Here is a 12622-nt window from a genome sequence, read left to right as displayed (position 1 = left end):
GATCCGTTCCGGACGCTAATCGCGCCCCAAGCCTCCGGCGACCTGGACACCTCGTACGGGTGACGGCCCGACAGGTCCCCGCGTGCGGGCGGCGGCGCCGGCCCGGCGGAGTGCGTGGCGCACCCCGTCAGCGGCCATTCGCGGCGAACCGGGCCCACCAGTCGGTCCCACCGTCATCCGCGAAGTGGTCCTCGCCCGGCTCTCCCGGCCCTGCCTTCAGTCGGGCAGGTCGACGTCGCCGAGAGAGCGAAGGGCCCGTCGGCGCCGAACGCGAGCCGTGCGAAACGTTCGCCGATGCGGCGGTGGGTGGCGGCATCGGGGTGGAGCTGGTCGGGCAGGGGCAGTTCGGCGGCGTCGGTCTCGCCATAGAGCTCGCGACCGTCGAGGTAGTGCAGGTTCGGGTCGTCGGCCGCGCGCTGCTTCACGATGCGGGAGAGCTCGTCCCGGATGACGCCCAGGGTCAGCTTGCCGCTCGCGCGCTCCGCCGGGTCGCCCATGGCGACGAACCGCAGCTGTCCCTTCGCGAGACCGGTGAAGTCCGGGGCGCAGGGACCGGGTGTGTCCTCGTGGATCGGGCACAGGATGGGCGACACGACCAGCAGCGGTGTCGTCGGATGCCCTTCCCGGACGGTGTCGAGGAAGCCGTGGACCGCGGGGCCGAAGGCGCGCAGCCGCATCAGGTCGAGGTTGACGAGGTTGATGCCGATCTTGACGCTGATCAGGTCGGTCGGCGTGTCGCGCAGGGCGCGGGCGGTGAACGGGTCGAGCAGGGCGCTCCCGGCCAGGCCCAGGTTGATCAGCTCCACGCCGCCGCGGGAGGCGGCGAGCGCGGGCCAGACGCCGGTGGGGCTCGCGGCGTCGGAGCCGTGGCTGATCGAACTGCCGTGGTGCAGCCAGACCCTGCGGCCCGGATCCCGCGCGGGCTCGACGGGGGCGTCGGTGCGCAGGGCGATCAGCTCGGTGGTCTCGTTGTGCGGCAGCCAGATCTCGACGTCCTTGTCGCCGTCGGGCAGCCCGGTGAAGCGCAGGGTCCCGGGCCGGCCGGGCCGCTGCTCCGCGGTCCCGGACATCATGTCGACGGTCACGACGTTTCCGTCGGCCACGCTGCCCTGCCCCGCCGGGCGGCCGTCCACGATCAGGTCGTATACACCGTGCGGCCGGGGCGGTGCCCCCACATAGGCGCGTTTGGTGGGCAGCGTGTCCAGTTCGACGGCGGTCGCCCGGGTACGGAAGGCCAGCCGCACGCCGGACGGCTGGGACTCGGCCATGGCCAGCTGCCCGTCGGTGTTCTGGGCGCGCGCCCGGGCCGGCAGCCGGTGCGGCAGCACGCCGAGTTCGGTGCGTTCGACGTCGAGGGCGCCCCGCAGGAGGTCCGCGGTGACGGGCGTGGTGATCCAGTCGTGCTCGGTGTCCATGTCCTCAGCCTGTCGATCGGGGGGTGGGCTCGGTCGGCCAGTTGCGCAGCAGGGCGTCGAGGGCGTCCAGGATCCGCGTCCAGGTCTCCTCGGAGTCGGGAGCGCTGTGGCTGAAGCCACCCGCCGTCTCCAGGCTGGCGTAACCGTGGAAGACGCTGCCCAGCAGCCGTACGGCATGGGTGGCGTCCGGCTCCGTCAGGTCGTAGCCGCGCAGGATCGCCCGTGTCATCTGCGAGTGCCGGCCACCGGCGCTGCCGGCCGCCGTCTCGGGGTCGAGCCGCATCCGTGCGGCGGCGGCACGGCCGGGGTGCTCGCGTCCGTAGTCGCGGTAGACGTTCGCGAAGGCGACCAGGGCGTCCTTCCCGGCTCGCCCGGCGATGGCGTCGGCGGCCCGGTCGGCCAGTTCCTCCAGCGCGAACAGGGCGATCCTCGTCTTGAGGTCCTGGGAGTTCTTCACGTGCGAGTACAGGCTCGCGACCTTGACGTCGAACCGCCGGGCGAGCTCCGACGCGGTCACCTGCTCGAAGCCGATCTCGTCGGCCAGCTCCGCCCCCGCCCTGACCAGGCGCTCCGTGCTCAGTCCTACGCGTGCCACAACGACCCTCCCGTTCGCCAGAAGCGATTATGCATTTACCTAAAGCATTTAGGCAAACGGGATGATCGATAAGCCGGGTGGCTACAGCGCTCGATACATGATGTGCAGCCCGACCCGCCCGTGCCGGGGATGGTCGTACGCCTCCGGAACCGTGCCGAGGATCGTGAAGCCGAGGGAGGTCCACAGGCGTACGGCAGGGTTGGTCTCGACGACGGCGTTGAAGACCATGCCCCGGTAGCCATCGGCCTTGGCCTCGGCCAAGACGTGGTCGGCGAGGGCGCGGCCGATGCCGCGGCCGGCGTGGTCGGGGTCGACCATGAAGCCGGCGTTGGCGATACGGGCGGCGGGGCCGCCGTAGTTGGGGGTGAGGTAGGCGGAGGCGACGACGACTCCGGCGTCCTCCTCGACGACATAGACGCGCTTGGCCGGGTTCATCCACAGGGCCCGGGCGGCGCCCTCGGAGGTGTCCGGATCCCATGCATAGGTCTCGCCGGCGGCGACTATCCGGTGCCAGAAAGACCAAATCCGCGGCCAGTCGTCGGCCGCGGCTTCTCTGATCAGCATGGGCGTGAGTCTCGCACGCCCATGCTGTCGGCGATCGCGAAGGGTTCTGCCCCGTCCGTCGACCCGTCAGTCGACGCTGGGCAGGATGTGGGGTTCGGCGAGGTCGTCTTCGTAGCCCGCGAGGCGAATGGGGGCGGACCTGGCCCACACATCGAGACTGCCGATCTCCTTCGACCGGCGGCCCGCGCGCTCCGTGCGTTCCTTGGGGCGCTGTTCGCGATTCGTCTTCTCAGGTGTCACCGCGCACTCCTTCTGTGTCGGATCACCCTCGGGGCGGGGCCGGCCCAGTCTGCGGTCCGGTACCTGACGCCCGCTCGGGTCTTACTCAAAAGTCGGTTCGGACGCGGTGGCGCCGGTAACTGGTGTGCAAGCAGGCCGTTGTGCACCGGCTTGTCCCGGGACGGACCATGGGTGTGGGTTGGGACCCGGTAATTCTGTCCGTCCGCTACAGACTAACCAAATGAGCGGGTACCCGCTCGATGGGGCTGCAAACAAGGTGTAACTATCCGGAGTCGGCCGGTATTCGACCCATGCGTTGTTCATGTGTTTGTTACGGAATGAGACGTTTGCCCGTCACTCGTTCGGCTCACCATCGCCTGCCTGTCCGACCCGCGCCCTCGGCACGCCGCGCAGTTCAAGTCCCGTTGGCCGATTCGCAAGGCGGCCATGATCTGCTGACGGACGGCAACGGCTTGTCCGGCGGGAGGACTGGCGCATGGAGCTGCGCAGTGTCGAAGAGCTGATGGATCTGCTGTACGCCTGCCGGGGCACCCGGGACACCCCGGGCCTGGCGAACACCCGAGTCGATCTGCACCAACACGCGCTGCAGACAGCCGCCCTGCTGCGCCGCGTCCGCCCCGCCGACAAGGAACTCCAGGTCGCGGGGCTCGTTCATGCCATCGGCCCGCTGCTCAGCCCGGCCGACGTACACCGCCACTCCGACTGCGCGGCGGACGCGGTACGCCCCCTTCTCGGCGAACGGGTCTCCCGCCTCGTCCGGGACCGGTGCCGGGCCCCGGAATCAGCCGACGACGACCTGCTGCGCCTGCGCCAGGCGGACGAGGAGGGCCGCAGCGCCGAGTTCGACGCGGGGGTCCTGGAGGACTGGCGCGCGGTACTGGAACTCGTGGCAGCCAGGAACTCCCCGCTCGGCGCTGTCAACTGACGCCCCGTCATGAGACGGTACGACGATGACGTCGCCGCACGGTCTCCAGGGCAAGGACACCGGGCTCCAGGGCAGGGCCGCCCTCGTCACCGGCGCCACGCGCGGCATCGGACACGCCGTCGCCCGGCAGCTGGCCGCCGCCGGCGTACTGGTGTGCGTGACCGCGCGGGACGCCGACGAGGTGCGGCGGACGGCCGCCGAGCTGGGCGGCGTCGGGGCGGCGGGCAGTGTGGCCGACCCGGATCATCTGCGGGCGGCCGTCGACCTCGCCCTGCGCGAGTTCGGCCGGCTCGACATCGTCGTGAACAACGCGGCCACCAACCGGCCGTACGGCCCCCTCATGGACGTCGCCCCGTCGGCGTGGCGCGAGGCGTTCACCGTGAACGTCGAGGCACCGCTACGGCTGGTGCAGCACGCCTGGCGGGCCTGGATGCGCGAACACGGCGGCGCGGTGGTCAACGTCTGCACGGAGGGCGCCGCCCATGTCGGCCCCCACATCGGCGCATACGGCACCAGCAAGGCGGCCCTGCTTCACCTCACGCAGCAGCTCGCGGGCGAGCTGGCACCGAGGGTGCGGGTCAACTCGGTCTCCCCGGGGCTCGTACGGACCGAGATGGCACGGTTCGTGTGGGAGCCGGGCGAGGAGGAGGCGGCCGCAGGGCTGCCGCTGGGGCGGATCGGGGAGCCGGAGGACGTGGCGCGGGCCGTGCTGTGGCTGGCGTCCGACGCGGCGGAGTGGGTGACGGGAGCGGACCTTCTGGTGGACGGCGGGACGCGGGTGCGGGCCGCGTATGCCTCTCCGGCGTATGCGGTTCATGCACACCTACGGGCGCACCGGCCAACCCAGGGGCGCGGGGAACTGCGCGACCAGCCACACTCCACCCGCAGATCACCACCGGCCTGAAGACACTCGCACCCGGAGCTGCTACCACTTACCCGGCGCGTAATCCTTCAGGAATACCCCGTACAGGTCCTCCCCGTGCTCACCCCGCACGATCGGGTCGTACACACGAGCCGCCCCGTCGACCAGATCCAGCGGCGCATGGAACCCCTCCTCGGCCAGCCGCAGCTTGTCGTAGTGCGGACGCTCATCCGTGATCCAGCCGGTGTCGACGGACGTCATGAGGATGCCGTCGCTGTCGAACATCTCCTGCGCACTGGTCCGCGTGACCATGTTCATCGCAGCCTTCGCGGCGTTCGTGTTCGGATGCCCCGCACCCTTGTAGCCGCGCCCGAAGACGCCCTCCATCGCCGAGACGTTCACGACGTACGCGCGCCCGCTCGCCGCCTTCTTCGCGGCCTCGGCCATGGCCGACCGGAGCTTGCTGATCAGGATGAACGGCGCCGTGTAGTTGCACAGCTGGGTCTCGAGGAGCTCCACCGGGGAGATCTGCTCGATGGTCTGCACCCAGGTGTTGGTGTCCACGACGTCCGGGACGAGACCGCCCGCGTCGATGGCGGTGCCGTCGAGGTGCCGGGCGACGCTGGCGTTGCCCGCGACCAGGGCGAGGTCGGCGACCTTCTGGGCGTCGAGGCCGCTGGTGCCGAGCGGCAGGGCGGCGAGGCCGTCGACCGCGCCGGAGTTGAAGGCGCCGATGACGTGGTGGGCGGGCAGCTCACCGGCGGGCAGCGGGGCGCTCTCGCCCTCGACCAGCGCGGCGTAGGCGGAGGGCAGACGGCGTACGGTCTGCGTCGCGTTGTTGACGAGGATGTCGAGCGGGCCCGCCTCGGCGACCTGATCGGCGAGGGCCACGGCCTGCGCCGGGTCGCGCAGGTCGATGCCGACGACCTCCAGGCGGTGCATCCAGTCCGCCGAGTCGTCCATGGCCTTGAAACGCCGGATGGCGTCCTTCGGGAAACGCGTGGTGATCGTGGTGTGCGCACCGTCGCGCAGCAGGCGCAGCGCGATGTACATGCCGATCTTGGCGCGGCCGCCGGTGAGCAGGGCGCGCTTGCCCGTGAGGTCGGCGCGGGCGTCGCGCTTGGCGCGGTTCACGCGGGCGCAGTCGGGACAGAGCTGGTGGTAGAAGTAGTCGACTTCCACGTACCGGCTCTTGCAGGTGTAGCAGGAGCGGGGGCGCTGGAGTATCCCGGCGATCCTGCCCTCCTCGGTCCGCGACGACGGCAGCAGGCCCTCGGTCTCGTCGTCGATGCGCTGGGCGGAGCCGGTCGCCGTGGCCTCCGTGACCGCCTTGTCGTGGGCGGTCTTGGCGGCCCGGCGCTCCTGGCGGCGGCGCTGCTTGACCGTGCGGTAGATGTGCGAGGTGGCCCGGCGCACCTTGATCGCGTCGGGGTGGTCGACCTCCAGCTTGTCGAGCTCCTCGAGCACGCTGAGGCAGACGGCGAGCCGCTCGGGGTCGATGCCGGGGCCGTATACGACCTCGCCACCGGGCTCGTGCGCGACCTCGTCCGTGATCGCCGTCGCGCCGTCCTCTGTCACCGTCATCGCCGCTGCCGTTTCCCTGCTCACCCGCGGCGCTCCGGTCGCGCCCGCTTTCGAACGGGGAATTGTACGGAGCGCCGGGCCACTCCTCCAAAACCGGCGAAGGAGCCCGAGGGGAAGGGCCTCAGGGACCGCAGGCGGTGATCAGCTCCGCGACCTCCTCGGAGACGGCCCGAGCGAGCACGTCGAGGTCCGGTACGGCCTTGGCGTCGGCGACGAGGCCGTAGTGGACGCGTCCGCGGTACGTCGAGATCGCGATCGCCAGGGACTGGCCGCGGGCGAGCGGGGCGAAGGGGTAGACCTCCGTGACGGGGTGGCCGCCGAGCTTCAGGGCGATGCCGGGCAGCGGCACGCTGGTGACCAGGATGTCGAACCAGAGCCGGGCGGCCTGGCCGACCAGCGGTCCGCCGAGCCGGTGGCCGAGCGCGGGGACGTGGTCGGCGAGCAGGGCGACGGCGCCCGCGCCCCGGTTGGGGCCGGCGTCCTTGTTGCGGTCCATGTCGGTGCGGACCGCGGCGAGGCGGCGCAGCGGGTCGGGGTCGTCCACGGGGAGCCGTATCAAGTACCCGGAGAGCCGGTTGCCCTGAGGGTGCGCGGTGCGCGGCCGGCGTTTGGAGACGGGGATCAGGGCGCGGGGCGCGACGCCCTCGCTGCCGTCGCCGCGTTCGTCGAGCCAGCGGCGCAGGGCGCCCGCGACGACCGCGATGAGGACGTCGTTGACGGTGCCGCCGACGGCCTTGCGGATCACGTGCACGTCGTCGATGTCGACGATCACCCCGGCGGTACGGCGGGTGCCGCTCGGCTCGGCGGTCAGCGCGGCGGACGAGCGCACTCCCAGGGTCGACACGGCGACGGAGGCGCCGATGTCGAGGGCCCGGCCCACATCGGACAGGGCGCCCCGCACCAGCCCCGGCAGCCTGCGCACATCGGGCAGGCGGCTGCGCGCGGGCTCCTCGGGGCGGGGCTTGCGGGCGGGCAGGTCCATGGGGTCCAGGACGGCGGCGGCGAGCGTCAGCGCCCGCAGCCCGTCGGCGAGGGCGTGGTGGAACTTGAACAGCACGGCGAACGACACACCGTCCTCCCCCGGCAGCACATGCGCCTCCCACGGCGGCCGGCCACGCTCCAGCGGACGCTCCATGAGCCGGCCCGCCATCGCCTGGAAGTCGGCGGTCGGGGCGTGCAGCCGGACGTGGTCGAGGGGGTCGAACTCGGGTGCGGGCTCACGGGCGGCGCCGCCGAAGGAGAACGGCTGCAGCGGCTGCCAGGCGTCACGGATGCGCATCCGCAGCCCCGGCACGGCTGCGGCGCGCGCGGCGAGCAGGTCGGCCGCGTGGGCGCCCGCGGTGGGCGAGTGCGCCGCGAAGACGCCGAGCGCGCCCAGGTGCATGGGGTGTTCGGCGGACTCGATGTTCCAGAACGCCAGGTCGAGAGGTGCGAGCAGGTCAGAAGTCAATGGCTTGCCTCGCGTCGACGAAGGGTGGACCAGCAGTCAATCGCCCGCGGGCGATTACAGTCAAGTACGATCAAGCTACGCACAGTTAACGGCAGATTAAGTCCCGCCCCTCGTGAAAGGGGCGGGACTCATGGTGCATATGAGGTCAGTGCAGCACGGGTAGCGGCACCGGGCATCCCGTGGGTGTCACCCGGGAGGCGTCATGGATCAGCGCCTCGTGAGCTGCCCTGAGCCGTGCCGCGTCCGGTTTCAGTACGGCGCGGTCGTAGGTCAGGAGCCCGTTCAGCTCCCCCTCGACGTCCGAGATCTGGGTGTAGACGGCTCCGTTGCCGCCCCGGCAGACCAGGGCGCGTACCTCGTCGAGCTTCGTGAGGTAGTCGTCCGTGTAGGTGGCGGGGTCGACGTCGACGTACGACTGCTGCACCGACCAGGCGTGCCCGGGCACGGCGAGGCCGAGGCCGCCGTACTCGCCGCTCACCAGTGCCCGTTCGCCGTCGGGGCGCGGCGGCAGGGCCGGGCTCGGGTAGCCGTGCTCGTCCATGATGTCGCCGGTGCCGCCGTCGGCCCCGAGGTTCAGCCCGGACTGGCCGTTGACCAGCCGGGTGGGATCCCAGGCCTGCGCCTGCTCGGCTATGCGGCCGACGTCGTACTGGCCCCAGCCTTCGTTGAAGGTGACCCACATGATCACCGACGGGCTGCTGATGTGCTCGTCGATCATCTGTTTCATCTCGCGCTCGTACTGGGCACGGGCCTCGGCGCCCGGGTTCACCCCCGCCGTCATCGCGGGCATGTCCTGCCACACCAGCAGGCCCAGCCGGTCGGCCCAGTGGAACCAGCGGTCCGGCTCGACCTTGATGTGCTTGCGCACGGCGTTGAAGCCCAGCTTCTTGTGCGCCTTCAGGTCGTACGCGAGGGCCTCGTCGGTCGGGGCCGTGTGCAGGCCGTCGGGCCAGAAGCCCTGGTCCAGAGTGGCCATCATGAAGATCGGCTCACCGTTGAGGACGGTGCGCGGGACGCCGTTCACCTTCTCGACGGAGATGGAGCGCATCCCGAAGTAGCTGCCGACACGGTCGGCGCCGACGCTCACCTTCAGGTCGTACAGGAAGGGATCGTCGGGTGACCACAGATGCGGATCCGGGAGGGTGAGGGTCAGCGGCCGGCCGGTGCGGCCGGTGGCGGTGGCGACCTTGCGCCGTCCGTCGTACGCCGTCGCCGTGACGGGTACGCCGTCGCGCACGCCCTGCGGCTCGACGGTCAGGGTGTCCGCGTGGACGTCGGGGGTGAGCTTCAGGGCGTCCACGTGATCGGGGGCGACCGGCTCCATCCAGACCGTCTGCCAGATGCCGGAGGACGGGGTGTACCAGATGCCGCTCGGATCGAGGCGCTGCTTGCCGAGCGGCGGGTTCTCGCCGTTCGCCGCGTCCGTCGGGTCGTACACGCCGACGATCAGCTCCTGGGTGCGGCCGGGCTTCAGCGCGTCGGTGATGTCGGCGCTGAACTTGTCGTACCCGCCCGTGTGTTCGGTGACCTTGGTGCCGTTGACGTACACCTCGGCCCGCCAGTCGACGGCGCCGAAGTTGAGCTTCAGGCGCTTGCCGGAGCCGATGCGCCAGTCGGCGGGGACCGTGAAGGTGCGGCGGTACCACATGCGGTCCTCGTGGCGTTGGAGGCCGGAGAGCTGGGACTCGACCGGGTACGGGACGAGGATGCGTTCGGGGAGGTTCTGGCCGACCGGGGGCCGCTCGCCCGCCTCGGCCGCCGCGAACTGCCAGCGGCCGTTGAGGTTGCGCCAGGCGCCCCGGGTCAGCTGGGGGCGCGGGTACTCGGGGTGGGCGTTGTCCGGGCCCACCTCGTCGGCCCACCTCGTGCGCAGCTCGTACGTCGACCGGTTGGGGCCGCTGCTCCAGAAGGCTTTGACAACGTTGCCGTCGGTGTTGGCAAGGCCCCCGGCACCGTCGTAGCGGATGTCGGCCGTGCCGCGTGCCGTCCCGGTCTTGTTGCCGACCACGGGCTCCTTCAGCGCGACGAGGAGGGCCTTGGGGTCGGCGGGGTCGAGCGTGGCCGTCCCGAGCGGCCATGCGGCGCCGCCGATCACCGCGTCCAGGTGGTCGGTGACGTCGGCCGCGGGTGCGGCGAGGTCCCGGGCGAAGTCGAGTTTGAGCGTACGGCCGTCCGCGAGGACCGTGGCCGCGATCGCTCCGTCGTAGTCGAAGCCGTCGGGGAGGCGGAACGCGGACTGCGGGACGGGCTCCTTGCTGCCACCGGGCTCGGTCCAGCGCAGGTGGAGGTTGGAGCCGCCGTAGTGCTCGAAGTACTCGACCTTGATGTCGTACGCGGTACCGGCGGACAACTCCACGGGCGCGGCGGTCTGTTCGCGGTCCCAGTCGTCGACCCAGTGGTCGATGGCGAGCTTTCCGTCGATCCAGAGACGGAAGCCGTTGTCGCCGGTGATCGAGAAGGTGTGGGGACCGGACTTCTCCGGCACGATCTTGCCGGTCCAGCGGACGCTGACGTCGTCCGAGCGGCCGGTGGCGAAGGCCAGGCGCGGCTCCAGGTTGCCGAAGTCGAGGTCGGGGTCGAAGGCGGTCGCCTTGAGCTCGTGGAAGTCGAAGGCACCGGGGGCGGACTGGGTGTAGTACTCGCCCCGCAGGCCGTGGATCTCGATGGGATCACCGCCCGCCGCCGGGGCGGGTGTCGTACTCAGGCCCGCGAGGCCGAGGGCCCCGGCGAGGAGTAACACGAGTCGGTTTCTGAGACGTCGTAGGCGCACGGATTCTCCATAACAACGTTGTCATGGACAGCAGTTGGCATGACAACACGGATTCGGGCGTCCGTCCAGGAACACGACTGGAGTCCGGTAGAACCAATTGGCCTTGTCCGAAAGCTGATTGACGGTGCATCGGTTGCGGAATCAAGTACAACTTTGCGAGTTCTTGGTGTAGCTCGGCCGATGATTGCGTGAGCCTCGTGGGCACCACGCGGTGACTGCAGGCCCAGCGAGAACAGCGGGCCGTGTCACCGACCCCCCACGTACGGCGAGAGGCAACAACGATGACGAGGAACCGCGCACTGCGGTACGGCGGCCGCACTCTGGTGCTGGCGGCGACGGCGTTCGGGATGATCGCGGCAGCTGTGCCCGCAGGGGCCGAGGAGCAGCCCACCGCGGAGCAGATCATGGCCGACTGTGCTTCCGGGGAAGGCAAGTGCAGCTTCAACTCCCCGGAGATCGGCCCGGCTTACCTCGGTGAGCCCCGTCAGGTGTCCGAGCTGCTCTACAACTGCACCGCCTCACCCGCCTCCCAGTCGATGTCGTGGGCCGACACCGTGGGTTCCTCCCACTCGGTGGGAGGCTCGGTCACCGTCGGTGGGGGCATCGAAGGGATCATCAGCGCCAGTGTGACCGCGACGTACAACTACACATGGCAGAGCTCGCACACGGAGACGAGTTCCTTCACCGTGAACGTCCAGCCGGGAGAAGTGGGCTGGATCTCCCGTGCCCAGGTGATGCAGCGGATAACCGGCACATGGCAGACCCACTACGACGACCCCAAGTGGGGCCACTACTACTGGTTCGTACCCGACGTGATCACCGGCCCCGCCCCGAACGGCACGGACGGCAAGCACAGCGCGGTCGTGGTCAAGTCCCGCAAGATGACGGCCGACGAGAAGAAGCTCTGCTCCACCGGCTCGACCCGGGGCGAGGTCTTCACCCGCAGCGGCTGAGCCGGGCAGGGCGGGGCCGTCGAACGGGAAGGGGCGGCCGGCTAGGGCACCTGCTGCCCCTTCCCCAGCGCGATCACCCCGCCCTTGGAGACGGTGTACAGCTCCGCGTCCCGCTCCGGATTGACGCCGATCGTCGCGCCCGGGGGCACCTCGACGTTCTTGTCGAGCACCGCGCCTCGCACCACCGCGCCCCGCCCGATCCGCACGTTGTCGTGCAGCACCGCCCCCTGCACCACCGCCCCCGGGTCGACCACCACCCCCGGCGAGAGCACGGACCGCGTGACCTGCCCCCGGATCAGGCAGCCGGCGCTGATGATGGACTCGCTGGCCATGCCGCCCGCGTTGAAGCGGGCCGGGGAGAGCTGGTTGGAGTGGGTGTAGATGGGCCAGCTGCGGTTGTAGAGATTGAAGGCGGGGCGCTCGGCGATCAGGTCCATGTGCGCGTCGTAGTACGCGTCCAGGGTGCCGACGTCCCGCCAGTAGCCCTGATCGCGGGTGGTCTCGCCGGGGACGTGGTTGGCGCTGAAGTCGTAGAGCTGGGCCTCGCCCCGGTCGGTGAGCTGGGGCAGGATCGAACCGCCCATGTCGTGCACGGAGTTCTCGTCCTCGGCGTCCCGCTGGAGCGCCTCGATGAGGGCCTTGGTGGTGAAGATGTAGTTGCCCATCGAGGCGAAGACGGTCTCCGGGTCGTCGGGCAGGCCGGGCGGGTCGGCGGGCTTCTCCAGGAAGCGTTCCACGGTCAGGCCGTCCGAGCCGGGGCTGATGACGCCGAAGGAGGAAGATTCGCCGCGCGGGACGCGTATGCCCGCCACCGTCACGCCCGCGCCGCTCTCGATGTGCTGGGCGAGCATCTGGCGCGGATCCATGCGGTACACGTGGTCGGCGCCGAACACCGCGACGTACTCGGGGCGCTCGTCGTAGATCAGGTTGAGGGACTGGAGGATCGCGTCCGCGCTGCCGAGGTACCAGCGGGGGCCGAGCCGCTGCTGGGCCGGGACCGGGGTGACGTAGTTGCCGAGCAGGCTGGACATGCGCCAGGTCGTGGTGATGTGCCGGTCCAGCGAATGCGACTTGTACTGCGTGAGGACGCAGATGCGCAGGATGTCGGCGTTGACGAGGTTGGAGAGGACGAAGTCGACCAGGCGATACGTTCCTCCGAAGGTGACCGCGGGTTTCGCGCGGTCCGCGGTCAGGGGCATCAGGCGTTTGCCTTCTCCGCCCGCCAGGACGATTCCGAGCACCGAAGGTCCGCCACGACGCATGG

At 70.6% G+C, this 12622-nt stretch carries 11 protein-coding genes; 3 read left to right on the top strand and 8 right to left on the bottom strand.

The features are described 5' to 3' along the window. Nucleotides 1-173: 173 nt before the first annotated feature. The 4 genes from ACQEV2_RS37315 to ACQEV2_RS37300 form a co-directional block, all read right to left on the bottom strand. On the bottom strand, nucleotides 174-1415 hold the full coding sequence (locus ACQEV2_RS37315) for a GDSL-type esterase/lipase family protein (RefSeq protein WP_433052005.1): 1242 nt from the start codon (nucleotides 1413-1415) through the stop codon (nucleotides 174-176). A gap of 4 nt (nucleotides 1416-1419) precedes the next feature. After that, complete coding sequence (locus tag ACQEV2_RS37310) at nucleotides 1420-2010, bottom strand: TetR/AcrR family transcriptional regulator (protein WP_433052002.1); 591 nt, start codon at nucleotides 2008-2010, stop codon at nucleotides 1420-1422. Between the two features lie 81 nt (nucleotides 2011-2091). Continuing rightward, nucleotides 2092-2574: an N-acetyltransferase family protein gene (locus tag ACQEV2_RS37305; protein WP_433052000.1), complete on the bottom strand. Its 483-nt coding sequence runs from the start codon at nucleotides 2572-2574 to the stop codon at nucleotides 2092-2094. A 66-nt stretch (nucleotides 2575-2640) separates the two neighbouring features. Next, entirely contained in the window at nucleotides 2641-2814 is a 174-nt protein-coding gene (locus ACQEV2_RS37300; RefSeq protein ID WP_107086874.1) for a hypothetical protein, read from the bottom strand. Between the two features lie 475 nt (nucleotides 2815-3289). Here ACQEV2_RS37300 and ACQEV2_RS37295 point away from each other — a divergent pair, with 475 nt between their 5' ends. Both ACQEV2_RS37295 and ACQEV2_RS37290 read left to right on the top strand, forming a co-directional pair. Continuing rightward, nucleotides 3290-3739 carry a hypothetical protein gene (locus ACQEV2_RS37295; protein WP_433051996.1) on the top strand — a complete coding sequence of 150 codons (450 nt, stop codon included), beginning with the start codon at nucleotides 3290-3292 and terminating at the stop codon, nucleotides 3737-3739. A 25-nt stretch (nucleotides 3740-3764) separates the two neighbouring features. After that, on the top strand, nucleotides 3765-4643 hold the full coding sequence (locus ACQEV2_RS37290) for an SDR family oxidoreductase (RefSeq protein ID WP_433051993.1): 879 nt from the start codon (nucleotides 3765-3767) through the stop codon (nucleotides 4641-4643). 21 nt (nucleotides 4644-4664) lie between these two features. Here the strand turns inward: ACQEV2_RS37290 and ACQEV2_RS37285 are convergent, their stop codons facing one another. From ACQEV2_RS37285 to ACQEV2_RS37275, 3 genes are all read right to left on the bottom strand, one after another. Beyond that, the gene (locus ACQEV2_RS37285) at nucleotides 4665-6185 is read right to left on the bottom strand and encodes an SDR family NAD(P)-dependent oxidoreductase (RefSeq protein ID WP_433051990.1); all 1521 of its coding nucleotides are present in this window, start codon (nucleotides 6183-6185) and stop codon (nucleotides 4665-4667) included. A gap of 121 nt (nucleotides 6186-6306) precedes the next feature. Beyond that, the gene (locus tag ACQEV2_RS37280) at nucleotides 6307-7635 is read right to left on the bottom strand and encodes a wax ester/triacylglycerol synthase family O-acyltransferase (protein WP_433051987.1); all 1329 of its coding nucleotides are present in this window, start codon (nucleotides 7633-7635) and stop codon (nucleotides 6307-6309) included. A gap of 145 nt (nucleotides 7636-7780) precedes the next feature. Beyond that, nucleotides 7781-10405 carry a PA14 domain-containing protein gene (locus ACQEV2_RS37275; RefSeq protein ID WP_433051984.1) on the bottom strand — a complete coding sequence of 875 codons (2625 nt, stop codon included), beginning with the start codon at nucleotides 10403-10405 and terminating at the stop codon, nucleotides 7781-7783. Between the two features lie 281 nt (nucleotides 10406-10686). On the opposite strand from ACQEV2_RS37275, the gene ACQEV2_RS37270 reads away from it, so the two are divergent. Then, nucleotides 10687-11358, top strand: coding sequence for a hypothetical protein (locus ACQEV2_RS37270; protein WP_433051981.1), 672 nt, complete (start codon nucleotides 10687-10689; stop codon nucleotides 11356-11358). Nucleotides 11359-11399: 41 nt separating this feature from the next. Here the strand turns inward: ACQEV2_RS37270 and glgC are convergent, their stop codons facing one another. Continuing rightward, nucleotides 11400-12620, bottom strand: coding sequence for a glucose-1-phosphate adenylyltransferase (gene glgC / locus ACQEV2_RS37265; protein ID WP_433051978.1), 1221 nt, complete (start codon nucleotides 12618-12620; stop codon nucleotides 11400-11402). Between the last annotated feature and the right edge of the window lie 2 nt (nucleotides 12621-12622).

It is taken from the genome of Streptomyces sp. CA-251387, assembly GCF_050936625.1.
GTDB lineage: Bacteria > Actinomycetota > Actinomycetes > Streptomycetales > Streptomycetaceae > Streptomyces.
The sequence above is the reverse complement of the archived record's forward strand: the minus strand, read 5'-3'. Positions and strand labels throughout refer to the sequence as shown.

Excerpts from the sequence above, each read along its gene's own strand:
- ACQEV2_RS37295 (WP_433051996.1), top strand. The coding sequence starts at position 3,290 with ATGGAGCTGCGCAGTGTCGAAGAGCTGATGGATCTGCTGTACGCCTGC.
- ACQEV2_RS37270 (WP_433051981.1), top strand. The coding sequence starts at position 10,687 with ATGACGAGGAACCGCGCACTGCGGTACGGCGGCCGCACTCTGGTGCTG.
- ACQEV2_RS37285 (WP_433051990.1), bottom strand. The coding sequence starts at position 6,185 with ATGACGGTGACAGAGGACGGCGCGACGGCGATCACGGACGAGGTCGCG.
- ACQEV2_RS37305 (WP_433052000.1), bottom strand. The coding sequence starts at position 2,574 with ATGCTGATCAGAGAAGCCGCGGCCGACGACTGGCCGCGGATTTGGTCT.
- glgC (WP_433051978.1), bottom strand. The coding sequence starts at position 12,620 with ATGCGTCGTGGCGGACCTTCGGTGCTCGGAATCGTCCTGGCGGGCGGA.
- ACQEV2_RS37290 (WP_433051993.1), top strand. The coding sequence starts at position 3,765 with ATGACGTCGCCGCACGGTCTCCAGGGCAAGGACACCGGGCTCCAGGGC.
- ACQEV2_RS37315 (WP_433052005.1), bottom strand. The coding sequence starts at position 1,415 with ATGGACACCGAGCACGACTGGATCACCACGCCCGTCACCGCGGACCTC.